Genomic DNA, 25,210 nt, shown 5'->3' with positions numbered 1-25,210 from the left:
CCCGTTCAGTCGCCGTGGCGCTCGCGCAGGCGCGGACTGGTGCGCAAGATGAGCTGCGCCCTTTCGAACTCGGCCAGCCAGTCGGCGACGATCTGCTGCTGTTGCGCCGCGTCGGGCAGCGCGAGTCCGGTCGGGCACGCGGCACCCTCGAGTTGCGCGGCGAGCTGCCGGTAGCGCGACAACGTGCGATCGCCGCAGCGGGCCACTTCCTGCTGGTCTTCACTGAGCATCACCACCACCGGCACGCGGTTGCCCCCGCAGATCTTCAATTCGGACGCCAGATGAGGATGGGCGTCGCGATCGAAGAAGCGCAAATCGATCCGCGGACAGGCCTCGGCAATCCGGGCGAAGATCGGGCACTGGTAAATGCAATCCCCGCACCAGGCCCCGGCCAGGCAGAGCACGTTCATCTGCCGCTTGAAGCCAGCCAGCAGGCGCTGCGCGTCGGCCGGCAAAGTCAGGGCCTGATAGGCCTGCTCCCAGCGTCGGCGGTGCTCGACCGAGCCGTGGCGTTCGAGAAACGTGCGGTAGTCGAGACCCTGCGGAAAGATGGCGGCGTAATCGAGCATCGGGTAAACCGGGGCGAGTGAACGGGGCGCGTGTGTCTGACGGGAACGGTCGCGGACGCTGGTGTATTGTCTGCGCGCGCCGGGGCGGGGGCAATTCAAGGTTCGTCCGCGGGGGCAGTGCCGCCCGCGCTGAGGGCCGTCAATGCCAGGCGCCTGGCCAGCCCGGGTAGCCCCTCGACGTTACCTCCGTTGGCGATCACCGCCACGGCGCAACGCTGGTCGGGACAGCGCAGCAGGAACGAAGTACCCCCGGTCGTGCCGCCCGAATGCGAGACCCAGGTGCGCCCCTGTTTGTCGGTGGCGATGTTCCAGCCCAGGCCGTATTCCAGCGGCTGGCCGGCGAGCGTGGTCGCAGGCGTTTGCATCAGCGCGATCGACTCGGGCTTGAGCAGCTTGCCCGACTCGAGCGCCACGTGCAGCCGGCACAGGTCCTCGACGGTCGAAATCACGCCGCCGCCGGCCCATTTGATGCTGAGGTCGACAAACGGCGCGTTCTGCCAGCGCTGATCGGCCCCGCGGACATATTGCCGTGCCCGGCGGGGTACAAGCTCGCCTTGCAGCTCCAGGCGCGAGCTGGTCATCCCGGCGGGCGCAAATACGCGCTCGTGAAGATAATCGCCGAACGACTGGTGGGCGGTGTGCTCGATGACGCCCGCGAGCAGGTTGTAGCCGTAGGTCGTATATGAAAAGCGCGTGCCGGGCGCAAACAGCAACGGATCGTCTTTGAAGATCTCGATGGCCGCGGCCAGGGTGTCGTAATGTCGCGTCTGCTCGAACTCGCCCGGCTTGTAATGGCGGATACCCGAGGTATGCGTCAACAAACGCTGCAGCGTTACGGGGCCCTCGGGCTTGGCCGGAAATTCGGGGACAAAATTCGTGATCGAGTCGTCCAGCGCGGCACGGCCCTGCTCGACGACCTGCAATACGGCGATCGCCGCGATCGGCTTGGAGATCGAAGCGATGCGGTAGACGGTCTGGGCAGTGCAGGGTACGTCGTTCTCGAGGTCGGCCAGGCCGTAGCCCGACGCAAACACCTGTTCGCCGGCCACCACGACGGCCACCGAAAGGCCTGGCGGGTGCAGCTTTTCGTACGCCGCCCGGGCCAGTTGGTCGTAGGCTTCGGGCGCGGCACGCTGCGCCAAGCCGCGCTCTGCCCGCAGCCCGATGCAGAACAAGCAGATCGTAACGAGCGCGATGGATCGGTTGCGCCGGCGCATCGGATCACCTGGGCGAAATTGCGGCGAATTGGCGGAAGAAGGCCCGTTGCCGGCGCTCGAATCCCAGGAGCGACGTCAGGGTGGGCGACGAGAGATACTGGCCCTGCTTGGGATCGCAGGGGCGTGGCTGCAGCGTCCCGGCGGCGAGCCCGGCGAGAGTTTCGCAGAGCAGCTCGATGCACAGCTCGTCGAGTTTGACGTAGACACTGGCCAGGTCGTCATCGCCGGTGGGCGTCAGCACGCGCTGGGCGAGGATGGGGCCGGCGTCGATCTTGGCGACGAGTTCTTGAATGGTGATGCCCAGCCAGGCCGGGCGATGGTGATAGATGGCCCAATAGGTGGCGCTCGCGCCGCGAATGTCGGGCGTGATGCCGTGATGCCAGCGCACCCAGCGAGTAGCCGCGAGCAGTTGCGGCTTGATGATCCCGCCAGCGATGGGCACGATCACGTCGGGCCGTTCGCGCTCGATCCAGGCCAGCGTTTGCGGGCCGTTGAGGTCGTCGAAGTGGATCGTCGGCACGACCGGCGACTCGGAGCCGGCGCGTTCGGCAAAGTGCCGATCCTGCAGGGCATCGATCTGGCGCGAATAGCGGCGGAACCACGCGGCGGCGGCCAGCGCTGGCAGCGCGCCCAGACTGCCGAATTTGCGGCGCAAGAACTGTGCGCGGCTCTGGCTGCGCCGAGGCCGTGCGACCACCAGAATGGCGGCGAGCGGCTGTTGGGCGTGCAAGCGGTTGAGGTAGTACCGCGTCCGCGCAGGCCAGGGGGGCGGTTCGACCAGCACGGCGAGTTTCACAGGTCACCTCTCGCCGAGCGTCCACTTGATCCAACCGACCGCGCGCCGCCGCAACGGGAACCAGGGCGCGAGAATCGGCGCCAGCTCGCTGCCCGCGTGGCGGCGCGGATAGCGCCAGGCGTCGGCGGCCGAGACGTGCGGGTTGGCCGCGAAGGCCAGTTGATAATGCCGCGAGGCCAGCTCGACCACGGCATCGTTGTAGCGGCCGTCGGGGTAGCTGAACACGGTGACCGGTTCGCCCAGATGCCGGCTCAGCGCCTCGCCCGAGGCCACGACTTCGTGCTGGCGTTCGTCGGCATTGCAGCGGGCCAGGTTGTCGTGGGACCAACTGTGGCAGCCGATCGTCTGGCCCAGGCGGCGCATTTCGCGCAGGTCGGCCCCGGTGAAATACTGCAAGTCGCGATCGGCGCGGTCCCAGGGCGGGCAGTCGAGCGCCGCGGTCAATTCGTCGAGCGCCGCGTCGCGCTCGGCCGGCGGCAACGACAGCAGCGTGTTCTTCGCGGCCCGGGACCAGCGACGGCTCTCGAGCCGGTTGCGGAAATCGACCGCCCCCAGCCGGCCGTCGCAGGCATCGCGCCGCCGGGTGGAGAGGGCATGGGCAAAGCGGAGATACCAGGGGACGAAATCGGTCTCGATCACGCCGGCCAGCACGAAGAACGTGGCGCTGAGGCCCAGCTCGTGCAGAATCTGCGCGGCCCAGAGGTTGTTCTTGAAGCCGTCGTCGAAGGTGACCACGACGCTGCGCGGCGGCCAGCGCCGGTCGCCCTGCCAGATCCGGCACATCTCGTCCATCGACAACACGTGCCAGCCGGCGCGCAATTGCTCCATGCTGCGGCGAAACTGCTCGGGCGTGAGCGCGTTGGTCAGGAAGTAATGGTCGCGGCGCGGACGCTCGACCAACTGGTGATAGAAGATGACGATCGGTGGTCGCATGGCCATGAGACCGTCGCCGGTTATTGACCGTTGGATTCTTCGCCTGCGCCGGCACGGTAGCGGCGATAGGCCCCGGCCGCGATCGCCTGGCCCAGGGGGCCCAGCGCGAGCAGCACGCGCAGGGCCCTGGCCCGGCGGTTGCCGCGCATATGCCAGGGATAGACGGCCTGGCCGAAGGTCAACATCCGGCGCGCCCGGGCGCGCTCGCCCCGGGCCAGCGTGGCCAGCCCATGCCGGGCGACGTCGTATTCGACGAACGCCCGCTCGACGTCGGGGCGCTCGAGCCCGACTTCTTTGAGCCAGGCGTTGTCGATCTCCAGCGTCGAGACGTATTGATCGGTCATGTACTTGAGCGCGGCCGTGGCGGTTTGCAGCGAGTTCTGATTGCTGGGGTGCACACGGTAGGCGAACAGCGGGCGATCGAGAAACGCCGCCGCGCGGCCCGCGCTGAGCAGCTTCCAGTTAAACCACTTGTCCGGATTGATCAGCCGGCCGCCGCCGTAGCCTTCGACCCGTTCGTAGAGTGCGCGGGGATAGCAGGTGCAGGCGAAGAACAGCGGATTCTTGAGCGTCAGCAGGCAGCGCTTGAGCAGGGGGCGCGCCTCGACCTTGAACGTGGTGCCGCCACAGACGTGTTCGAGCTCGGCGTCGCGATCGCTGTCCTGCCAGATGGCCCGTTCGATGCCGACCCGGCCGGTGACGCGATCGTCGGGGTCGATCACCTCGGGGTTCGAGCTGATCACGGTCGCGTCGGCCTGGTCGCCCAGGGTGGAGAAAAAGCGGGCGTAAACCTCCAGCGCGTCGCGGCGCATCAGGTCGTCCGACGAGAGCATGATCATGAACCGGCCGGTGGCCATCCGGGCAGCGCGGTCGAGATTGCCCGCGAAACCGACGTTGCGCTGGTTGACGTGCAACTTGATCCGCGGCTCGGCGAAACTCCGGACGACCTCGACGGAACGGTCGGTGCTGGCGTTGTCCGAAACCAGAATTTCGAAGTCCTGGAACGTCTGATCGAGCACGCTCTGAATGGTGCGGCCGAGGTACTTCTCGTAGTTGAAGTTCGGAATGCAGATCGAAAAACGCGGATTTGCCATAGCTGCATCACGGAACACGCGGGCCGCCCGGATTCGGGGCACCCGCGGTTGAGACCCCCGAAAACAGTTATGATAACTGCTCGGGCGCGGAGAGTGCAGCCGGATTCAAACGGGGGCCGGCAGCCAGACGGCGGATCATGGGGCACAATCGCCAGGTGTGAATCGGATGAGTTCCGCGTGGTGGAATGATTGGCGCATGGGCTGGGTCCTGGCCTTGCTCGCGGCGCAGGGCGCCTCGTGCCTGGCCGGGGAGACCTTGCGGTCGCCCTCGTACGATCGCGAGGTCCGTCCGCTGCTGGCAGCGCGGTGTTTCAAATGTCACGGTCCGGCGGCGCAGGAAGGCGGCCTGCGGCTCGACGAGTTCGAAACGGCGACCGGCGCAGGCGACTCGGGGCGAACAGCGGTCGTGCCGGCCAACAGCGCCGAAAGCCTGCTCGTCGCGCGGGTCTCCAGCGGCGAGCCGGCCGAGCGGATGCCGCCGCTCGAGGCGGGCGAGGCGCTCGCGCCGGAGGAAATCGACCTGCTGCGGCGTTGGATCGACGCGGGCGCGGCGTACGAAGTGCACTGGGCGTATCGTCGCATCGAACGTCCGCCGGTGCCCGAGGTGCACGCGACGGCCTGGCCGCGCGGAGCCATCGACCGCTTTGTACTGGCGAAGATCGAGGCCGCCGGAATGTCTCCCGAGCCCGAGGCGGGCAAGGCGACCTTGCTGCGGCGCGTGAGCCTGGACCTGGTGGGCCTGCCGCCGACTTCCGACGAGCTGCAGGCGTTTTTGTCCGACGACTCGGCCGACGCTTATGAGCGTGTCGTCGAACGGCTGCTGGCGTCGCCGCAGTTCGGAGTGCGTCAGGCGCAACTCTGGCTCGACCTGGCGCGGTATGCCGATTCGGACGGCTACGCGCACGATTTTGCGCGTACGATCTGGCCCTATCGCGATTGGGTCGTCGACGCGTTGAATGCGGACTTGCCGTTCGATCAGTTCACGCTCGAACAACTGGCCGGCGATTTGCTGCCGAACCCCTCCGCCGAGCAATTGATCGCCACGGGCTTTCATCGCAACACGCGCATCAACGTCGAGGCGGGGAGCGACCCCGAGGAATATCGCCTGGCCGCGGTGTTCGATCGCGTGACGACCACAGCCACGGTGTGGCTGGGCTCGACCTTAGCTTGTGCGCAATGCCATCACCACAAGTACGACCCGTTCCGGCAAGAAGATTTTTACCGTCTCGCGGCGTGCTTCAATCAGGGTGCGATCGAGACGACGCGCGACGAGTCGGGCAAGATGACCGACGTCAGTCCCCGGTTGGCCGTCGATCCACCGGCGGCCGCGGCGCGGCGCGCGGCGCTCGAGGCCCGGCTGGCGGCGGCCCACGACAAGAGCGAGCAGGCCCGGCTGAAGAGGGCGCGCGACGCCGTGGCGTCGGTCCAGACGCTCGTGATGCGCGATCAGCCCGAACCGCGCACGACACATGTGCTGCTGCGCGGCAATCCGTTGACGCCGGGCGACGAAGTCGCCGCGGGCCCGCCGCAGTTTTTGATCAAGGCCGACTCGGCCGCACCCTTCGACCGGCTGGCCCTGGCCCGGTGGTTGACCGCGCGCGACAACCCGCTCGCGGCGCGGGTGCAGGCGAACCGGATTTGGGCGCAGTATTTCGGCACGGGCCTGGTGGCGACGCCGGAGGATTTCGGCGCGCAGGGCGCCGCGCCGAGCCATCCCGAGCTGCTCGATTGGCTGGCGGTCGAGTTGCTCGAATCGCCCTGGCGGTTGAAGCAACTGCACCGGCTGATCGTCACGTCGGCGACGTATCGCCAGGCGGCGTCGAGCGCGCCGGCCAAGCAAGAAAGCGATCCCGAGAATCGCCTGTTGGCCCGAGCATCGCGGTGGCGGCTGCCGGCCGAGTTGGTGCGCGACAACGCGCTGGCCATCGGCGGCTTGCTGCACGACGACCTGGGAGGGCCGGCGGTGCAGGCGGCCGAGATGAACGCCGCGGCCGACGCGGTGTATCCCTATCGCCGCTCGTTGTACGTGTTCTGGAAGCGGCAGGCGCTCGACGACACGTTTGTGACGTTCGACGCACCCACGCGCGACGTGACCTGTCCGCGCCGCGAGGCGACCCGGTCGCCGCTGCAGGCCTTGGCGCTGTTGAACGATCGGGTGTTCGTCGACGCGGCCGTGGGGCTGGCCCGGCGCGTGCTCGTCGCCCCGGGCACGGATGGCGAGCGGATCGATCGCGCGATGACGCTGTGCGTGGCGCGGCCGGCGCGGGCTGGCGAGGCCGCGGCCCTGGTCGACCTGCTGGCCCGGCGGCGCGCGGCGTTCGCGGCCGATGGCGCGGCCGCCGAGAAGTTGCTGGCGAGCAGCTCGGTGCCGGTGCCCGACGAGATCACCCCGGCCGAGCTGGCGGCGTGGACGCTGGTGGCCAATGTGTTGTTGAACCTGGACGAGACAATGACCCGCGAGTGACCCGATGGCCCGTTACGCGCGACCGCAGATTGCCTCGCCGGTCGAATTGAGCCGGCGTCACTTCTTCCAGTCGACCGGCCTGTCGTTGGGGGGCATGGCCCTGGCGGCGTTGCCTGGCCCGGCCGGATGCGCGGCCGAGCTCGTACGCGCCAGCGGCGGTTTGCCGGGTTTGCCGCACCACCCGCCGCGGGCGCGAAGCGTGATCTATTTGCAGATGCTGGGCGGGCCTTCGCAGTTGGACTTGTTCGATCACAAGCCCGAGCTGAACGCCCGGCACGGCCAGGACGTGCCGCCGAGCTTGATGCAGGACGAGCGGTTCGCGTTTATCTCGGGCACCAAGAAATTTCTGGGCACGCCGTATCGCTTTGCGCAATACGGTCAATGCGGGGCGCCGGTGTGCGAGCACCTGCCCGAGCTGGCGGGCGTGGTCGACGAGCTGACCTTTATCAAGAGCATGCAGACCGACCAGTTCAATCACGGCCCGGCGCAGATTCAGCTCACGACCGGCTTCAGCATGATGGGCATGCCGAGCATGGGCTCATGGATTCACTATGGTCTGGGCAGCGCCAACGACGATCTGCCGACGTTCGTCGTGCTCGTGCCGGGCATGCGCAACTCGGGCGGCAAGTCGATGTTCGGTGCCGGCTTCTTGCCGGCCAACTACCAGGGGGTCGAGTTTCGCGTTTCGGGCGACCCGGTGCCGAGCGTCAAGAACCCGCCGGGAGTGAGCGCCGAAGCGCGCGCCGACACGATCCGCACGCTGGCCGAGCTGAACCAGCTGCGCGGTGCGGAGCAGGCCGGCGAACAGGTGGCCGCGAGCGTGGCCTCGTACGAGCTGGCCTATCGCCTGCAGACCAGCGTGCCGGGACTGATGGATATCGCCGACGAGCCGGCCTGGGTTCACGCGGCCTATGGCACCGACAAGTCCAAGACGAACTTCGCGCGTTGTTGCCTGCTGGCGCGGCGGCTGGTCGAGCGCGGGGTGCGATTCGTCCAGATCTGCTACGAGGGCGAGACGATGGCCGCGATCTGGGACTCGCACGGCGATACGCGCCGGGCATCGCTCGAGGCCGGGTTGCCGTTCCTCTGCAAACAGATCGACCGCCCCATCGCGGCCTTGGTGCGCGATCTCAAACAGCGCGGGCTGCTCGACGAGACGCTGTTGGTCTGGGGGGGCGAGTTCGGCCGCACGCCGATGAACGAAGATCGCCCCGGCGCGGCCGAGCCGGGCTTCACGGGCCGCGACCACTGGCCCAAAGCCGGCACGATGTTTCTGGCCGGCGGCGGCGTGCGCCCCGGCATTACGGTGGGCGAGACCGACGAGCTAGGATTTCACGTCACGCGGGACCCGGTGCACGTACACGATCTCAACGCGACGATCCTGCACTTGCTGGGCATCGATCACTTGCGGCTGACCCATCGCTACCAGGGCCGCGACTTCCGGCTGACCGACGTGCATGGGCGCGTGGTCGAACCGTTGCTGGCCTGAGCGCAGGGCAGCCCGGCACGACGCAGATCAGCCGCTCTGCGCCTTGCGTTGTGGTTTGCGACCCAGAAAGCCCGTGATGCCGCGGGGAAAGCGGAACGCGTCGTAACCGCGCAGCGTGCGGACTTGAAAGCCGGCGTCGATCAGACCGGCGCGCAACTCGGCGGCGTCGGCCACGCGCACATCGTGCACCTCGTCGGTGCGGCGATAGACTTCGCCGTCGCGGCGGAAGGAGGTGATCCGGCGGGTGATGTGGCGATCGGCCGCGTCGACCTCGGCGGCGTACAGGCAGGCCCAATCGTCGGTGAGCTGAAAGCTCCGCGCGCCGCCGGGCGGCACGCGCCCCTTGGTCACGACGTCGAACAGCAACAATCCGCCGGGCACGAGCGCCCGGTGGATCTTGCGCGCCAGCGCCACCACGCGGCGCTGGTGATTGCGGCGATCGAACAGATAGCTGAACACCTCGCCGATCGAGGTGACCGCCACGCAGGCCGGAAACCGCGCGGTGAGAAAGGACCCGGTGATAAACTCAGCGCGGGGTGCGCGGCGCCGCGCGAGTTCGATCATCGGCGGCGAAATATCGTAGCCGAGCACGTCGTAGCCGGCCTGGGTCAGCTCGGCGGCAAGGATGCCGCTCCCGCAGCCGAGATCGACGACGAGTCCCGAGGTGTGCCCGGCGCGGCGCAATCGCGCGAGCAGTTCGCGCGCGGCATTCTCGGCAAAGAACCCGAACCCGGCGTCGTGGATGAAGGCCAGGTCGGTGCTGTACCCGGCCGCGCGTGGTGGGGACATCGGCGGTGTGCTCTCGGTTCGGCGCGGGGCCGGTTAGCGGAAGCGCAGGGCGTAGACGTCGGCGTCTTTGATCTGCAAGCGCAGCCGCACGGGTTGACCGGCGAGGGCCTGCAGGTCGCTGCCCGACTTCCAGGCGACGGTTTTTTCGAGGTCATCGCCGATCAGTTCGACGCAATCGTCCAGCGCGTAGCCGGCCAGGGGCTGGCCGTCGGCGTCTTGCAGCTCGACGCGCACCGACCCGGCGGCCGAGGTCGAGACGTTGAGCACCAGGCGGCGCGGGCCGGTCGCCGGCGTGGCAAACCGCAGTGGCCGGGTCACCACCTCGCCGCCGGTGTACGAACCGTGCAGCGCGGCGAAGCCGTCGGTGCGCAGGACATAGCGCAGCAGGTGCGCGGTGGGCTGGCCGTAGTTCTTTTGCACGTACAGCGACAGTTCGCGCTCGCCGCTGGGCACGATGCCCCGGGCCGGGTAGTTGGTGCGCGAGACCCAATTCTCCAGGCCCGGACCCGGGCGGACGAACGCTTCGAGAAACGTGCGGTCGTAGCGGTCGCCGCCGCGGCTGGTGAGCAGCACCGCGTCGGAGATATCGCCGAAGTATTTCGGATCGACATGGATCGCCGCGGCTTCCTCGGGCGTGATCACCTGGCGGCCGGGAAAGAACCGCGCGGCGACGCCGAGATAGATGTGCGGTGCGCGAAAATAGGCGTGGGTCTGGTTCGTGTACAGGTGCTCGCGCGGCGCATCGCCTTGCGACATCTGCACGGGTGCAGACCAGTGGAGAAAGTCGGGCGAGGTGGCTCGACCGATCGCGCGAAAGCCGTCGACGCTCTTGCGATAGTAGAGCACGTAGCAGTTTTCGGTTGCCGACCAGAAAGCAACATTCTGCGAGTCGAAGACCCAGCCCTCGTCGGTAAAGACGGGAGTGTCTTGCAACCTGCGCCAGCGGAAACCATCGGCCGAAACGAATCCCCAGAGACCGTCGGGGCTGGTACCGCCGAGGGCCTTGTAGCGCTCGGCGGCGGGAACCTCGGGCCGCTCGTCGACGAACGGCGCAAAGTTGTGCGTGGCCGGTGCGGCGTTGGCCAGCACGATGTTGTTCTGCGCCGCCTCGGGACGCGGAAACAGATCGAGCTCGGGCTTGGTCCAGGTGATGCCGTCGGCCGATTCGGCGACGCAGGTCACCTCCTGCGGCGAGCCATCCTGGCCCGAGGCGGGCAGCCCTCGGTAATACGCCCGGAGCCGCTCGCCGTCGCGCAAGATGGTCACATAGCCGCTGAAGGCGCCTTCCCAGGGCCGGTCGAACGCCAGTGCCACGCTGGCGGCGACCGGGTGTTGCAGCCGGTGGTCGACCCCGTCGAGCCGGTCGATCAACCAGCGGTCGACGAACGGCTCGAGCCGATCTCCGATTTCGCGCACCGTGGGCTCGGTGCAGTAGGCAGCGTGGGGCGCTGCCGCCTGGGCGACAACCAGGACCATCACCGGCAGCAGGCCCCCGAGGGCGGGGCAACATCGTCGTGCGTACATCGCTCGTCTCACCGCGGGTCCGTGATAGCGGGGCCAGAAGTGCAGCGATTGTAGCTAGCCGTGGCGCTGCCTGCGCGGCACGCGTACCGATCAGGGACCCGTCTGGTCGCCGTCGAGGGCGATCGCTATGATCCGCCGCCTTTGCGTCGGACGAGGTGTTTTCGCGACGCAACAGGCTTTCAGGCCAGCGGAGTCGGTAACGGAGGATGGGCACGGGACTGAGGCTTTTTGCGCCGACACGCTCCAGCCGTGACGCGCACCGTGGGGCAGGGACCGGTTTGCGTCTGACGCGACCGGAAGCGTGTGAGGCGGACTCGACACGGCTGCGCAGCGACTTGCGCGCGATCGTCGGCGACGGCGTGGCGTTCAGCGTGATGGTCGGGACCGGCGAGACCTACTTGCCGGCGTTCGTCCTGGCGCTGGGGTTAGGCGAGATTGCCGCGGGATTGGTCGCCACGTTGCCCATGCTGGCCGGTGCGCTGCTGCAATTGGCCTCGCCCTATGCAGTGCGGCTGTTGCGGTCGCACCGCCGCTGGGTTGTCTTGTGCGTGCTCGCGCAAGCGATCAGCTTTTTGCCCCTGGTCTGGGGCGCGTGGCGCCATGATATGTCCGTGCTGGGCGTGTTCTGCGTCGCCGCCGTGTACTGGGGAACGGGCCTCGCCGCGGGGCCCGCTTGGAATACCTGGGTGGGTACACTGGTGCCGGTGCGCATGCGGGCGCATTTCTTCGCGCGGCGCACGCGCTTGGTCCAGGCCGGGACGCTGGCGGGGTTTCTCCTGGGCGGCCTGTCGCTGCAGGCCGCGAGTCGCTGGGGCGATCCGCTGGTGGCATTCGCCGCGCTGTTCTCGGTGGCGGGGGCGTGCCGGTTCTTGTCGGCCAAGTTTCTCTGGTCCCAGGCGGAGCCCGAGCCGCCGCACGCCGGGCACCGTCACGTGTCGCTGGCCGAGTTGGGCCAGCGCGTGCGTTACGGCAGCGGTCGCGTGCTGGTTTATTTGCTGGCCGTGCAGGCCTCGGTACAGATTTCCAGCGCGTACTTCACGCCGCTGATGCTCAAGCAATTGCAGTTCTCCTACCTGACCTACGTGACGGTCGTGGCGGGGGCCTACGTGGCGAAGGCCCTGGCGCTGCCGGCACTGGGAAAAGTGGCGCACCGCTATGGCGCGCGCACGCTGCTCTGGATCGGCGGCGTGGGCATCGTGCCGTTATCGGCCCTGTGGCTGGTGTCGCAGTCGTTTCCGTGGCTGTTGTTCATCCAGGTCGCCGGCGGCGTGGTCTGGGCGGCCTATGAGCTGGCGGCGCTGTTGTTGTTCTTCGAGTCGATTCATGCGGAAGAACGCACCAGCGTGCTGACGACGTACAACCTGGCCCACGCCGTCGCGACGATCACCGGCGGGCTGGTGGGAGCGCTGCTGCTGGGCCTGGTGGGTGCATCGCTGTCGGCCTACCTTTCGGTGTTTGCCTTGTCGAGCGTCTGCCGGCTGGCGGCGCTGGCGCTGCTCGTGCGGGCCTCGATGGCGGTCGAGGCGGCCCCGGCCACCAACTTGCGAGTGCTCGACGAGCCGGCGGGGATGTCGCTGGAAGACGCGGCGGCTGCCGCGCAGGGCCGCTTGCCCTTCGAGCGGCCGCCGATCGACGAACGCCAGGCGGCCCAAGCCGCCTAGCAGCGTGGTGCTAGCAGCGCGGTGCAGGCGGCGCGGCTCGGTCTTGGCCGGGCTATCGGGTTTCTGGTACAAGGCTTCGCCCGCGGCAAGGTGGCTGCGGCGCATCGACTTAGGCGTCTGGGCAGCTCGGGCCGGCGGCCGTGCATGGCCCGGGTATTAGGCAGCGAGAACGGAACTCTCGAATGGGTAATTTTGGACGCGCCTTGCGGTTGGCGCTGACGCACCGCGGGGTCTGTGTGGCCTCGCTGGTTTGCGCACTGCTGGTCGGTGTGCTTTGGGGCGGCAACATCGCAGCCGTCTACCCGTTCGTCGAAGTGGCCTTCAAGGGACGCTCGCTGCAGGATTGGCTGCACGAGGAGATCGCCAAAGTTCGAGGCGAAGAAGCGGCCGCGGCCGCGGTCGTCGCGCGGCTCGACGGCGAGATCGCCGCGGCGACCGACGACGCGACGCGCGCACGGTTGACCGGCGAGCGCCGCGACTCCGATTACGAGCGCCGCGCGGCCCAGGAGAGCTTGCACTGGTACGAGCTGGTGCAGCCGACGATCGATGCCTGGCTGCCCTCGACGCCGTTCGCCACGCTGGCGGTAATCACGTTGTTCTTGCTGGTGGGGACGCTGGTCAAAAGCGCCTTCTTCATTCTTCATTCGGTGCTCGTGTCGCGGATGACGCAATCGGCGATTCATGCGCTGCGCAAGGAATTCTTCCGGCGCAGCCTGCGGATGGACCTGGCCAGTTTCCACGTCGACGGCTCGAGCGAGTTGATGAGCCGCTTTACCTACGACATGGAAAGCCTGGCCGGCGGCATGCGCGAATTGCTGGGCAAGGCCGTGCGCGAGCCGCTCAAAATGCTGGCCTGTCTGGCCGGCGCTGCGTTTATCTGTTGGAGGTTGCTGTTGTTGTCGCTGGTCATCGCGCCAGTGGCCGCGCTGTTGATCAACCGGCTGGGCAAAATGCTCAAACGGGCCAACCGCAAGGCGATGGAGGAAATGTCGCAGCTCTACGGGCTGCTCGAGGAGACGTTCCAGGGCATCAAGGTCGTCAAGGCGTTCACGATGGAGCGCTACGAGCGCCGGCGTTTCTTCGCCAACAGCAAACAGTACTACTTCAAGTCGATGAAGATTGCTCGGTACGACGCCCTGACCCGGCCGTTGACCGAGGTGATGGGCATCGCCACGATCTGCCTGGCGCTGTTGGCCGGGGCGTATCTGGTGCTGAACCAGGAAACGCATCTGATGGGCATCCGGATGAGCAGCCGGCCGCTCAGTTTGAGCTCGCTGCTGGTGTTCTACGCGCTGCTGGCCGGCGTGAGCGACCCGTTCCGCAAGCTGTCCGAGGTCTTCGGACGGATTACCCGGGCCTCGGCGGCAGCCGATCGAATCTATGCCATGCTCGATCGCGAACCGTCTGTGCGCGATTCGTCGACGCCGGTGGCGCTGCCGCGACACAATCGCGATCTGACGTTCGACGCAGTCAGCTTTGCCTACCAGCCGGGCGTGCCGGTGCTGAGCGAGATCCATTTGCAGATCGCCGCGGGCGAAACGGTGGCCATTGTCGGACCCAACGGCTGCGGCAAGAGCACGCTGGTCAACCTGGTGCCGCGGTTTTTCGACCCGGTAAGCGGCGTGGTGCGGCTCGACGGCGTCGACTTGCGCGACGTGCGGCAACGCGATTTGCGCCGCCAGATCGGCCTGGTCACCCAGGAGACGCTGCTCTTCGACGACACGGTCTACAACAACATCCGCTACGGCAGCCCCCGGGCGACCCGCGAGGAGATCATCGCGGCCGCCGAGCAGGCCCATGCCCATCGGTTCATCGTCGACAAGCTCGAGCGCGGCTACGAAACCATGGTCGGCAGCCACGGCAGCATGCTCTCGGGCGGCCAGCGGCAGCGGATCGCGCTGGCCCGGGCCATTTTGCGCGACCCGGCGCTGTTGATTCTCGACGAGGCGACGAGCCAGATCGACCTGGAAAGCGAGCAATTGATCCACCAGGTGCTCGAGCAATTCACCCGGGGTCGCACGACGCTGATCATTACCCATCGCCTGTCGACGCTGGCGTTGGCCGATCGGATCGTCGTGATGGACGGCGGGCGCATCGAAGTGACGGGCACCCATCAAGAGCTACTGCATCGCTCACCGCTCTATGCCCGGCTGCACGAGTTGCAGTTTCGCAAAATCGCCTAGGCGATCTGGCTTTTGCGCGCGGGTTTCGCGCTAGGCGCCGCGTCTCATTTTGGCACGGCCTTTGCCTACTATGCGTGCGGCTGCGGCAACCAAGACTCCACACCTGCGGAACAGGGAAGAGTCGATGTCGGGGCCGGCAGAGAGGAACCCGGGGCAGGGTGTTTTGGCAGCAGAGAGAGGAGACGGTAGCAGGCTCGACGCGAAAGATTCGCAGTAAGTATCTGATGTATCGTAGCTTAGCGGGAACAGAGAGCGGGGCTACGAACAGAGAGAGGCAGATGCTTACTGCGGAGACCCAGAGCCCCCTGTCACAGCGTCGAGCAATGAGTTAGGGGCCTTCGGCCGAGGAGGCCCCCCAACTCAACCGTGTGTCAGTTGTGTAGCACTTTTAAACATGTGTTGCAGAATTGAACACTTCAGCCGGCCCGTTTGGCACCCCCCACACGCCAGACGGGCCGGTTTTTTTGTTGCGCGAAGAAAATTTCTTTCTTGGATCGGCGGCACTTGGATGGCTTCTGTCACAAGGGGTTGGTGCGGCGCGGACGATCGATCAACCTGAGGGAATGACGCGGGGCCTGCCCACCGAATAGGTATGCGGTTGGATCGATAGCGCCACACCGCATGTCGGCGGCGCAGGGAGCCCGTCGGCCGGCAGGCGTAACGAGTGCTCCGACGTTGGCAGAATCGCGTGCGTTGACAGATTTGCGTGCGTTGACAGGGCAGGCCGTGAGCCTAGTATGGCGCGGCGGACGGCAACCAGTTCGCAGACGAGGAGGGTGACGATGCAAGAATCGCGCAGCCATCAATGGATGCGGATCGCCACGTTGGCATTGCTCGTCGCCTTACGCGGCGGTGTCGCGGCGCTGGCCGAGGAGCGCGCCCCGCAGAATGCGACGCAGCCCGCGCCGGCCAGCGGATCGGCGCAGAGCGACGCGGACGTGGTGGGCACGATCGATCGTCTGATCGCCACGGCCTGGAAAGACGCAGAAGTTTCGCCGTCGGACATGGCCACCGACGCAGAGTGGTGCCGCCGGGTCTATCTGGATCTGGTCGGGCGGATTCCGTCGCTCGAAGAGCTGCAACAATTCGCCGCGGACAAGGCCAAGGAGCGGCGGACCAAGCTCGTCGATCGCCTGCTTGAATCGGACGACTACATATACCACCAGGCCTCGGTTTGGACGGTAATGCTCATCGGGCGGACCGGCGGGACCGAACCGCGGACGCTCGTCAGCCGCGACGGAATGCAGAAGTATTTGCGCGATTCGCTGGCGGCCAACAAACCTTACGACGTGATGGTCCGCGAGTTGATCACCGCCACGGGCGTGAACAAGCCGGGCGAGGAAGGATTCAACGGCGCCGTCAATTTCCTGCTCGATAATCTCGACGCCGACGGCGTGCAGGCCACGGCGAAAACCTCGCGGCTGTTCCTGGGCCTGCAGGTGCAATGCACGCAGTGCCACAACCATCCGTTCAACGAATGGAAGCAGAATCAGTTCTGGGGCATGAATGCCTTTTTCCGGCAGACGCGCCCGCTGCGCACCCGGGAAGGAAATGACATCCTCTCGGTACAGTTGGTCGACGAGGACTTTCCGGGCCAGGACCGTCCGCCCCGCGACAGTATCGGCGCCGATGGCCAGGTGCACGACGCGGTCAAAGAGGCGGCGATCTACTATGACACGCGCGAAGCGACGTTGATCGCGGCGTTTCCCACGTTTGTCGATGGTACGGAGATCGGCCACAGCGGCTATGTCACCGACGTCAACCGTCGGCAGGAGTTGAGCCGGCTGGTCATCGAATCGGAATACCTGGCCCCGGCGATCGTCAATCGCATCTGGAGCCAGTATCTGGGCTACGGGTTTACCCGTCCGGTTGACGACATGGGTCCGCACAACCCGGCTTCGCACCCGGAATTGCTCGAATTTCTCGCCGTGCAGTTCCAGGCGCACGGCTACGATCTCAAGCGTTTGGCACGCTGGGTCGTGCTGAGCCGGCCGTATGGACTGTCGAGCCGGGGCGGCAAGGGCAACGCCGTGGACGACCCGACCAGCGGCGAAACGCCGTTGTTTTCGCGATTCTATCTCCGCCAGATGACGGCCGAACAGCTCTACGAGTCGCTGCTCGTGGCGACGGCGGCCGACAAGGCCACGGGCAGCAATTTTGACGAGCGGCAACGGGTCAAGCAGCAGTGGTTGGCCCAATTCACCGTCGAATTCGGGACCGATGAGAACGAAGAGGCCAACACGTTCAACGGCACGATTCCACAGGCCTTGATGATGATGAACGGCGCCCTGATGCGCGACGCGACGGCCTGCAAACCCGGCACTTTTCTGCACGAGACGGCCACCGGCAAGCTGGACGACGACAAGAAAGTCGAACAGCTCTACCTGGCGGCCTTGTCGCGCAGGCCGAAGGGGAACGAAGTGGCCCTGGCCAGCAAGCTGTTGGCGGCCCGTAAGGGGAATGTGCCCGCGGCCATGGAAGATATTTGGTGGGTGCTGTTGAACAGTAATGAGTTTATCCTGGTGCATTAAGGCCATACTTTGCGGCCGGGGCGATTCACCCCGGGAAGCGATCAATCTGGGAGCCCTCGCGTGATCCAGTTCACTCCGGCCGGTAACCGCTTTGTCACGCCGCGCGGTATGTCGCGTCGGCATTTCATGGGTCATCTCGCCGCCAGTGGGGCGCTGGCCCTGCCCGCCGCGAGTCTCACCGCGTCGCTGCGGGCCCATGCGGCCGACCTGAAGAAGCGCCATAAGGCGGCGATCTTGCTGTGGATGGGCGGCGGTCCGAGCACGATCGACCTGTTCGACATGAAGCCGGGCGCGCAGACGGGCGGTCCATTCAAGCCGATCGCGACCACCGGCGACGTGCAGATCTGCGAACACCTGCCGCTCTTGGCCAAGCAGATGAAGCACCTGTCGATCGTGCGCTCAATGAGCACCCGCGAGGCCGATCACAACCGCGGGCGGTATTACATGCACACCGGCTTCGTGCCGAACCCGAACGTGCTGCACCCCAGCTACGGCGCCGTGCTGAGCCACGAACTGGCCGACCAGGTGCCAGAGCTCGAGATTCCGCCGTTCATCTCGATCGGCGGTCCGAGCGAGGGGCCGGGCTTTCTGGGCATGGCCTACGCGCCGTTCGTCGTCGATTCCAACGGCCGGGTGCAGAATCTCGGCGGCGGGGTCGAGGAAGATCGGCTGCACGAGCGGCTCGCGATGCTCAGCGAGTTAGAGACGAGCTTCGTCTCGCAAAAACGCGGCGGCGCGGCCGAGGACCATCAGAAGATCCTCACTAAAACCGTTTCGCTGATGAGCAGCCAGCAGATGCAGGCGTTTCGCTGCGAACAGGAGCCCGAGAAGGTCCGCGAACGCTACGGCGACAGCGCGTTCGGCCGCGGCTGCTTGATGGCGCGTCGGCTGATCGAGACGGGCGTGACGTTCGTCGAGGTCGATTTCGGCGGCTGGGACAATCATGCCGACATCTTCACGACGCTCGAGAATCGCCTGCCGCAATTGGACCAGGGCATGAGCGCGCTGGTCGAAGACCTGGTCGAGCGCGGATTGTACGAAGACACGGCCGTGATCTGGATGGGTGAGTTCGGCCGGACGCCGCGGATCAACACCGACGTCGGACGCGATCACTTCGCCTCGGCCTGGAGCACCGTCGTCGGCGGCGCGGGCCTGAAGCCCGGCATCGCTGTCGGCACGACCGACGAGAATGGCCTGCGCGTGACCAGCGACCCGTACACCTCGCAGGACCTGATGGCCTCGATCTGCCAGGCGCTGGGCATCCCGTTGAGCAAGACGTTTACGAGCCTGAACGGGCGGCCGATGAAGATCGCCAACGGCGGCCGGGTGATCAAAGAGCTGTTCGCGTAAACACGGTCAGGCTTCGGCGCAGAGAGAGGACCGGCGCGGCCGGCGCTGTTAAGATGTGCGCGGCATGCCATTCTCGCGCGTGCCGGTCTCGTTTCCGCTGCGCAGCGAGTGTTGCTTGACGCCGCAGGTCGATCAGGGTGGATCGTCTTTCCGGCCGATGCTGCGGCTGGCTCTGCCCGTATTGGGCGAGCAGTTTCTCTACATGCTCGTCGCGTTCAGCGATCTGGTGCTGGCCGGACAATTCCTGGGCGAACAGGAGCTGGCCGCGATGAACCTGGCCAGCTACATGCTGTGGCTGCTGCAGAATTTGTTCGTCGTGGTTTCGATCGGAGCGACCGCGCTGGTGGCGCGGCTCACGGGAGCCGGCGAGCGCGAGCTGGCGTCGCAGACCACCAACCAGGCCGTGCTCTTGGGCGGCGTGATGGTGGTCGTGCTGACCGTGGCGCTGTGGCTCGGCGAGGGACAACTGGCCGCTTGGATGCAGCTCGATGGCGAGCCGGGACGCCTCGCGCGGCGCTACGTGTGGTTCTTGCTGCCGGTGCTCGGGGCGATGATGTTCGAATCGGTCGGGATTGCCTGTTTCCGCGGCGCCGGCGACACGGCCACGGGCCTGTGGATCATGCTGGTCGTCAACCTGATCAACGTCGCGATCGGGTGGAGCCTGGTGCGCGGCGCGGGCCCTTTGCCGGCGCTGGGTTGGGACGCCCTGGCCCTGGGCACGGCGCTGGGCCACGGCGTAGGCGGCCTGGTCGTGGCGGCACTGCTGGTCCGGGGGCGCAGCGGCCTGCGGCTGCGGCTGAACGAAATGCGGCCTGACCGGCGCTTGATCCGCAGGCTGTTGCGCGTCGGATTGCCGGGTGGCCTGGATGTGATGAGCGTGATCGCGTGCCAGTTGTGGTTCGTGTCGCTCATCAATCGACTGGGAGTGCTGGCCGCGGCGGCGCACGGCGTGGCGATTCGCATCGAGTCGCTGGCCTACCTGCCCGGGTACGCGTTTCAGGTGTCGGCCACGACGCTCGCCGGGCAGCGGCTGGGCGCGGGCGATCCGCGCGGCGCGCTGCGCGGCGTGTTGATGTCGCTGGCGACGGGGGGCGCAGTGATGGTCTCCGGGGCGGTGATGTTTTCGCTGTTCCCGGCAGCTTTGGCGCGGATCTTCGTGCGTGATGCCGAAAGCCAGGTGATCACGACTGCGGTGCCGCTGCTGCGGATCGTGGCCGTGGCGATGCCGGCCTTGGCTGTGCAGATGATCCTGACCGGGGCCCTGCGCGGCGCGGGCGACACGCGGTGGCCCTGGGTGTTCACGCTGATCGGCTATCTCGGCGTGCGGATCCCGTTGACCTATTGGCTGACCACCGGGCTCGATTGGGGCGTGGTCGGGGCCTGGTATGCGATGGCGGCTGACTTGTTCTGCCGCGGCGCGCTGGTCGCGCTGCGGTTCTTGCAGGGAGGCTGGCAACGCGTGCGCGTGTAAGCGGCGCGCAGGCGGCGATCAGGGGGCGATGCAGAGCACTTCGGCGGGCGTGCGCAGGTAGAGCGCGTCGCCCACGACGGCCGGCGAGGCCAACAGCGGCGCGCTGAGTTCGTTCTCGGCGACGATTTCGAAGCGGTCGCCGGCCGGCAGCACGTAGGTCTTGCCGCTTTCGGCCGCGAGATAGATCAATTCGCCGACCAGCACCGGCGACGCGGAGAAGGTGTCGCGAATGCGCTTTTGATAGACGGGCTTGCCGGTGCGGGCGTCGAAGCAGGTGACGATGCCCGTGTCGTTGACCGTGTAGAGACGGCCCGCGTGATACAGCGGCGACGGGACATGCGGTCCGCCGCGCACCGCCCGCCAGACGAGATGCGTCTTGGTGACGTCGCCGCGTCCGCCGGGGCGCACGGCGAGCGTGGGCCCGTTGCGACCCGAGCTGCAAAACAGCAGGTCGTCGCCGATCACGCAGGCCGGCACGACTTCGACCGTGGGGCCATCGACCGACCAGAGCTGCTCGCCCGTGGCCGGGTCGAAGCCCTGCAGCTTGCCGTTGCTGGCGTGAACCAGCTCGTCGTGATCGCCGACGCGGATCACGACCGGCGTGCACCAGCCCATCGCCTTGGGTCGCGCGTGTTGCCAGAGCAGGCGGCCGTCGCGCTTGTCGAGGGCGAAGAACAGTGATTCGGCCTGGTTCTGATCGTGGATCAGGATGACCGTGTCGCCGTACAGCACGGGGCTCGCCGCGCAGCCGTGCGTGGTGCGGAACTCGGGCAGCGGATGCTGCCAGAGGAGCGTGCCCGCGAAGTCATAGGCCACGAGCCCCGCGGTGCCGAACAGGGCGATCACGCGCTGGCCGTCGGTGACGGGCGTCGACGAGGCGTGGCCGTTCTTGTCGCGGACGTTTTGTTCGGGAGTCTGCTCGGGCACGGTCTGCGACCAGCGGATCGCGCCTGTCGAACGGTCGAGGGCGTGCAACTGGCGCAGGGTGCCGTCGGCGGCGGCCGTGGTGACGAACAGGTGGTCGTTCCAGAGGACGGGCGACGAGTTGCCGACGCCGGGGAGCGCAGCGCGCCAGCGAATCGACTCGCTTTCGCTCCAGCGCTGCGGCACCCGGGGCGTGCTGGTCTCGCCCTGTCCCGTGGGACCGCGGAAGCGCGGCCATTGGGCCGTGCAGTCGGGCACCGGTGGCACGATCGAAAGCGCAGGGCCCGCGGCGCCGTCGGCGAGTTGTGTCGAACCGGCGGGCTCGGCCGTGGCGCCGCGGTCGAACGGCGGCTTGGTCTTGTAGCGGGCGTAGCCCTCGCGCATCAGGTCGAGGAATCGGGCCTCGATCGCCTGACGGCGCTCGTAGGCGGCATTTAAGTGCGGATCGGCCAGCACGGCGTCGCGCCCGCCGTGCGCGGCCGCAAAGCGCTCGGCACTGTCCGAAGTCTCGACCCGTTGCCATTCGGCCGCGAGGTCGGTGATGAGCATTTTCTGCGTGACGAGCTCGCGATAAGCGGGGCTGTCGACATCGGACGCCAGGACAGCCAGGTCATCGGCCAAGGGAAACGGGTCATCGGCGCCGTCGGCCGCTACGGCCGTGCTGACGACGAACGCCAACAATTGCGCGGCGGCGAACCAAACGCGCCGTCGTGTTTGCGGTGCGCTACCGGAGACACGTGTCGATGGCAGCCAGGCTGGTTGTGCGCGCCGCATCAATCGCCGCCTGCGGGGCTCGTGGCGGCCACTTCTTCTTCGGCGTGGGGCTGTTCGTCGGGGCGGATGAACGTGTAGTAGCCAACCATCATCTCTTCGAACGATTGCAGCCCGAAGCGCACCGTCTCGGTCGGGTCGGGATTGCGCGGGTTGTCGGCCGAGTTGTCGTAGTAGGCCGTGCTGACCATTTTCGTGCCCTTGGGCATCAGCTTGGGTTGGGCCAGGTCGTAGCGCAATTGCCAGTTGAAGTCGTACTTCGGCACATCGAGGAGCACCTCGTGGGCGCCGTCAGGATAAAACGCCTCGATGCGGAACGACTTGCCGCGATAGTGCATGTGCGGGAACAACTGCAACACGAGCGTGTCCTTGCGGAACTTCGAGGTGGCGGTGACCTTGTAGTTCGCCGCGCCAGGCGGAATCTCGAAGCCGAAGTTGATCGACATGCCGTTGCGCACGACCTGTTTGACCTCTTTGGGATCGGCGAATTTCAGACCCACCGAGCTCAAATCGGTCTGCTCGGTGCCGTTGGTCGTGTAGTGCATCTGGAGCACGAACTTCGAGTCCTTGGGAACCTTCATCGCTCCGCCGGCCGGATACTGCCAAGGCGGCATACCGGGGGCGTAGATGGCCAACAGCTGAGCGCCGGCGCCGCCGCCGCCGATTTGGGACAGGTCGCTCGAGCCTTCGAGGTCGGGCGCGCTGCGCGGGACCACGAACAGCACGATGTGGTGCACGACGGCCGGGTTCCCCGGGCGCGCCTCGGCCGCCACGATCCACTTGTCCTCGGTGAATTGCGGGTCGACGGTGAAATGCTGATAGTCGAGCACGCCCTCGGCCGGCACCGTGTACGGCGCCTTCATCGAGTAGGTGCCGTCGGGGTGTCCGATCCGCCAGCCGGTCGTGAATTTGGGCGCCGGCGGCAGGTCGGCCGGATCACCCTCGGGCGCGCCGTTGTCGATCCATTCGAGCACCAACTGCTTATCGGCCGCGCTCAGGCTGCAATCGTTGGCCCACACGCCGTATTGCGGATCGGCAAACCAGGGAGGCATGCGTCCATCGCGCAGCACTTCGCCGATGGTCGGGGTCCAGGCTTCCAGGTCGGCATACGAGGCCAGCGAAAACGGCGCGAGCTCTTCGTTGCGGTGACACTCGACGCAGTGGCGATTGAAGATCGCAGCGACGTGCTTGGTGTAGGTGATCGAGCCGGTGGGCGGCGTGCGGCGCGCGCGGCCGATGTAGCAGCCGGGAGTTTCGGTCGCGGCGACCTGCACCTCGCGGCCGGCCAGCAGATCGTCGAGCGCCGCGGCCAGATCGGCGCGCTGGACCTTGGCCCGATGCACGCCGACGCCGAACTGATCGTCGACGCGACCGTGGTAGCGGACGACGCGCTCGCGGTCGAGCACGAAGACTTCGGGCGTGCGCTGGGCGCCGAACAGGTCGGTCACCTCGCCCGTGGCGTCTTTCAGCAGCGGAAAGTCGAGCTTGATCGCGTGGACGAAATCGGCGATTTCTGTGAGCGTGTCTTGCACGTTGGCATTGATCGCCACGAAGGCGACGCCTTGCGGGCCGTACGTGTCAGCCAGCTTCATCAGCCGTGGGGTGTAGGTGCGAGCCAGGGGGCATTCGTTGCCCAGAAAGGCGACGACGACGAGCTTGCTGTCGTCCCAATCGGCCAGCGAACGGCTCTGGCCGTGAAAGTCGGGCAGCGTGAAGCCGGCGATCGCGCGGCCGACGAGAGGGTCTTCCGCAGCGTGGCCGGCCGATCCGGCGGCGATGACCCCCAACGAAACCAGGCACGGCAACCAGAACGCAGCGAGCCGTGGGCGAATGCGAAAGCGCATGACGAGGCTTTCCCTTTCCAGACGTGTGGCCTTATCCGACCGATGGGTGGGACCGAAAAAATAGCGCGAGAATGTCCCCAGGCGCTAGGTGGTCCGGCCATGGACTCGGAAGCGGTCCGTCTGGGCGCCGCAAGCAAGCGGGCATTCTAGGTGCTTGTCGAACGCGGCCGCAACTTTTCCGCAGCCCATCCGCCGAATTACCGGTTGCGCCGGGGCAGCCTCCCGGAGATACCAGCGCGCGATCCGCCGAGTTTCGCTGACCGCTGCGACTGTGCGGCAATCGCTGCATATCTGGGCAGCGCTGCCGGAGGTTTAAGCAGGCCCGCGATCGACCGAAACGAGGTCCGAGTCGGTCCATCGGGCTGTAACTACCGACACGACGTAGGGTTGTGACCTGTCGGGAGACGTTGGGCCTTGCCGCCCGGGGGAATCCGGCATGCGACTCGCTTCAGGCGGGGCAGCGGTTTCGCTGCGTCCTGCATTCAAGGGTCGTGTGGCATGGTTCCGGGGATCGGTAATCAGCAGTGGATGGCGGGTCTGATCGTGCTCGCCGGCTTGGTCCACGGTGATCAGGTCCGAGGCCAAGCGGTCCGGGCAACTGCGGCTGGCCCGGCGGCCCCGGCATGTGCGACGCGCTCGACCCATTCGAAGAACTTCGAGGTTCATTCGACGGGCGTCGATCCTGAGCCGGTCGCTCGACATTGTGAGCGGCTCGCGGCCGAGCTGAGCCGGCAGTGGCTCGGCTGCGATACGGTCAGTTGGACCGAGCGTTGCCGGGTCGTGGTCCATCGCCACGAGGCGGCCTACCTGGCGGCGGTCGGTGCGGGAGCCAAGGGTACGCTGGGCTGCACGACGGTCGAGGTGCACCAGGCCCAGGTGAGCCGCCGGCGGATCGACCTGCGGGGCGATCGGCCCGCGGGAATCGAGGAGGCGCTGGCGCATGAGATGGTGCACTGCGTGCTGGCCGATTTCTTCGCCGAAGGCGACCTGGTGCCGTGGGCCGACGAAGGGATGGCACTGCTGGCCGACTCTGCTGCAAAGCAAACGCAGCACCTCGACAATCTCGATTCGGCGCTCGACCGCGGCGCCTGTCCAAGCGTGGTTGAATTGCTGGCGCTGGAGAATTTCAGCCGCCACGATCGCCGGACAATCTACGGGCAGAGCCTGTCGCTGGTCCGTTGGCTGGTCGAGCGTTCGAGCGGACCGGAATTTGTCGCGTTCCTACGTCATGCCAGGGCCGAGGGTTACGACGCCGCGCTGCGCCGGCATTACGCGATTACCGATGCGGCTTCCTGGGAGCGGCAATGGCGGGCCGACGCGCGGCTCGGCCAGCGGCAGGTTGCCATGACGGAACCCCAGGCGGTTTCTCGCCAATAAACGCGGTCGATCACCTTCCCCTTGCCGCTGTATGGGTAATTTCCCCGGCCGGCGAAGCCTAGCTGAAGACTATTTAACGGCCGTTCCCCCAGTCTGTGCTTGTTCGACTCCCGGGGGCGAAAAATAATGGTCGATAGCTCGAGGGGCTCGACTACCTGGGGGTCGTCGAGTTGTTTGCGTCCTGGCGTATCGCCCCGGGTCGTTGGCCCGGTGGGGTGATGGT

17 protein-coding genes are annotated in these 25,210 nt (G+C 66.9%); 8 read left to right on the top strand and 9 right to left on the bottom strand.

All coding sequences use genetic code 11. From position 1 onward, the window contains the following. Positions 1–5: 5 nt before the first annotated feature. From K1X74_01210 to K1X74_01190, 5 genes are all read right to left on the bottom strand, one after another. Positions 6–569, bottom strand: a complete 564-nt coding sequence (locus K1X74_01210) for a thioredoxin family protein (GenBank protein ID MBX7164941.1) — start codon at positions 567–569, stop codon at positions 6–8. 95 nt (positions 570–664) lie between these two features. Further along, positions 665–1,786, bottom strand: a complete 1,122-nt coding sequence (locus K1X74_01205) for a beta-lactamase family protein (GenBank protein MBX7164940.1) — start codon at positions 1,784–1,786, stop codon at positions 665–667. Positions 1,787–1,790: 4 nt separating this feature from the next. Continuing rightward, positions 1,791–2,582, bottom strand: a complete 792-nt coding sequence (locus tag K1X74_01200; GenBank protein MBX7164939.1) for a hypothetical protein — start codon at positions 2,580–2,582, stop codon at positions 1,791–1,793. 3 nt (positions 2,583–2,585) lie between these two features. Beyond that, positions 2,586–3,521 (bottom strand): polysaccharide deacetylase family protein, encoded by a 936-nt coding sequence (locus K1X74_01195; GenBank protein ID MBX7164938.1) that lies wholly within the window; start codon positions 3,519–3,521, stop codon positions 2,586–2,588. Positions 3,522–3,535: 14 nt separating this feature from the next. Then, a complete protein-coding gene (locus tag K1X74_01190) occupies positions 3,536–4,609 on the bottom strand; it encodes a glycosyltransferase (protein MBX7164937.1) in 1,074 nt (357 codons plus the stop codon). Between the two features lie 166 nt (positions 4,610–4,775). Between K1X74_01190 and K1X74_01185 the strand changes: the two genes are divergently transcribed. Both K1X74_01185 and K1X74_01180 read left to right on the top strand, forming a co-directional pair. Next, positions 4,776–7,073, top strand: coding sequence for a PSD1 and planctomycete cytochrome C domain-containing protein (locus K1X74_01185; protein ID MBX7164936.1), 2,298 nt, complete (start codon positions 4,776–4,778; stop codon positions 7,071–7,073). A gap of 4 nt (positions 7,074–7,077) precedes the next feature. After that, positions 7,078–8,562 carry a DUF1501 domain-containing protein gene (locus K1X74_01180; GenBank protein MBX7164935.1) on the top strand — a complete coding sequence of 495 codons (1,485 nt, stop codon included), beginning with the start codon at positions 7,078–7,080 and terminating at the stop codon, positions 8,560–8,562. A gap of 27 nt (positions 8,563–8,589) precedes the next feature. On the opposite strand, the gene K1X74_01175 is transcribed toward K1X74_01180, so the two are convergent. Both K1X74_01175 and K1X74_01170 read right to left on the bottom strand, forming a co-directional pair. After that, positions 8,590–9,351: a class I SAM-dependent methyltransferase gene (locus K1X74_01175; GenBank protein ID MBX7164934.1), complete on the bottom strand. Its 762-nt coding sequence runs from the start codon at positions 9,349–9,351 to the stop codon at positions 8,590–8,592. Positions 9,352–9,384: 33 nt separating this feature from the next. Continuing rightward, a complete protein-coding gene (locus K1X74_01170; GenBank protein ID MBX7164933.1) occupies positions 9,385–10,767 on the bottom strand; it encodes a hypothetical protein in 1,383 nt (460 codons plus the stop codon). A gap of 386 nt (positions 10,768–11,153) precedes the next feature. On the opposite strand from K1X74_01170, the gene K1X74_01165 reads away from it, so the two are divergent. The 5 genes from K1X74_01165 to K1X74_01145 all read left to right on the top strand — a co-directional run bounded on the left by K1X74_01165 (position 11,154) and on the right by K1X74_01145 (position 20,071). Then, complete coding sequence (locus tag K1X74_01165) at positions 11,154–12,536, top strand: MFS transporter (GenBank protein ID MBX7164932.1); 1,383 nt, start codon at positions 11,154–11,156, stop codon at positions 12,534–12,536. A gap of 182 nt (positions 12,537–12,718) precedes the next feature. Continuing rightward, positions 12,719–14,719: an ABC transporter ATP-binding protein/permease gene (locus K1X74_01160; GenBank protein MBX7164931.1), complete on the top strand. Its 2,001-nt coding sequence runs from the start codon at positions 12,719–12,721 to the stop codon at positions 14,717–14,719. 782 nt (positions 14,720–15,501) lie between these two features. Then, positions 15,502–17,250: a DUF1549 and DUF1553 domain-containing protein gene (locus K1X74_01155; protein MBX7164930.1), complete on the top strand. Its 1,749-nt coding sequence runs from the start codon at positions 15,502–15,504 to the stop codon at positions 17,248–17,250. 108 nt (positions 17,251–17,358) lie between these two features. Next, entirely contained in the window at positions 17,359–18,600 is a 1,242-nt protein-coding gene (locus K1X74_01150; GenBank protein ID MBX7164929.1) for a DUF1501 domain-containing protein, read from the top strand. A gap of 64 nt (positions 18,601–18,664) precedes the next feature. Continuing rightward, complete coding sequence (locus K1X74_01145) at positions 18,665–20,071, top strand: MATE family efflux transporter (protein MBX7164928.1); 1,407 nt, start codon at positions 18,665–18,667, stop codon at positions 20,069–20,071. Between the two features lie 18 nt (positions 20,072–20,089). Here the strand turns inward: K1X74_01145 and K1X74_01140 are convergent, their stop codons facing one another. After that, on the bottom strand, positions 20,090–21,769 hold the full coding sequence (locus K1X74_01140) for a PQQ-binding-like beta-propeller repeat protein (GenBank protein MBX7164927.1): 1,680 nt from the start codon (positions 21,767–21,769) through the stop codon (positions 20,090–20,092). Further along, positions 21,769–23,610 carry a redoxin domain-containing protein gene (locus K1X74_01135; protein MBX7164926.1) on the bottom strand — a complete coding sequence of 614 codons (1,842 nt, stop codon included), beginning with the start codon at positions 23,608–23,610 and terminating at the stop codon, positions 21,769–21,771. Before K1X74_01135 ends, K1X74_01140 begins: the two co-directional genes overlap by 1 nt. A gap of 498 nt (positions 23,611–24,108) precedes the next feature. On the opposite strand from K1X74_01135, the gene K1X74_01130 reads away from it, so the two are divergent. Continuing rightward, positions 24,109–24,987: a hypothetical protein gene (locus tag K1X74_01130; GenBank protein MBX7164925.1), complete on the top strand. Its 879-nt coding sequence runs from the start codon at positions 24,109–24,111 to the stop codon at positions 24,985–24,987. Positions 24,988–25,210: the final 223 nt, after the last annotated feature.

It is taken from the genome of Pirellulales bacterium (assembly GCA_019694435.1).
In the GTDB taxonomy this organism is placed as follows: domain Bacteria; phylum Planctomycetota; class Planctomycetia; order Pirellulales; family JAEUIK01; genus JAIBBZ01.
The sequence above is the reverse complement of the archived record's forward strand: the minus strand, read 5'-3'. Positions and strand labels throughout refer to the sequence as shown.

Coding starts and splice junctions, on each gene's coding strand:
- K1X74_01210 (MBX7164941.1), bottom strand. CDS start 569: ATGCTCGATTACGCCGCCATCTTTCCGCAGGGTCTCGACTACCGCACG.
- K1X74_01205 (MBX7164940.1), bottom strand. CDS start 1,786: ATGCGCCGGCGCAACCGATCCATCGCGCTCGTTACGATCTGCTTGTTC.
- K1X74_01195 (MBX7164938.1), bottom strand. CDS start 3,521: ATGGCCATGCGACCACCGATCGTCATCTTCTATCACCAGTTGGTCGAG.
- K1X74_01190 (MBX7164937.1), bottom strand. CDS start 4,609: ATGGCAAATCCGCGTTTTTCGATCTGCATTCCGAACTTCAACTACGAG.
- K1X74_01185 (MBX7164936.1), top strand. CDS start 4,776: ATGAGTTCCGCGTGGTGGAATGATTGGCGCATGGGCTGGGTCCTGGCC.
- K1X74_01180 (MBX7164935.1), top strand. CDS start 7,078: ATGGCCCGTTACGCGCGACCGCAGATTGCCTCGCCGGTCGAATTGAGC.
- K1X74_01175 (MBX7164934.1), bottom strand. CDS start 9,351: ATGTCCCCACCACGCGCGGCCGGGTACAGCACCGACCTGGCCTTCATC.
- K1X74_01160 (MBX7164931.1), top strand. CDS start 12,719: ATGGGTAATTTTGGACGCGCCTTGCGGTTGGCGCTGACGCACCGCGGG.
- K1X74_01155 (MBX7164930.1), top strand. CDS start 15,502: ATGCAAGAATCGCGCAGCCATCAATGGATGCGGATCGCCACGTTGGCA.
- K1X74_01150 (MBX7164929.1), top strand. CDS start 17,359: ATGTCGCGTCGGCATTTCATGGGTCATCTCGCCGCCAGTGGGGCGCTG.
- K1X74_01145 (MBX7164928.1), top strand. CDS start 18,665: ATGCCATTCTCGCGCGTGCCGGTCTCGTTTCCGCTGCGCAGCGAGTGT.
- K1X74_01140 (MBX7164927.1), bottom strand. CDS start 21,769: ATGCGGCGCGCACAACCAGCCTGGCTGCCATCGACACGTGTCTCCGGT.
- K1X74_01135 (MBX7164926.1), bottom strand. CDS start 23,610: ATGCGCTTTCGCATTCGCCCACGGCTCGCTGCGTTCTGGTTGCCGTGC.
- K1X74_01130 (MBX7164925.1), top strand. CDS start 24,109: ATGGTTCCGGGGATCGGTAATCAGCAGTGGATGGCGGGTCTGATCGTG.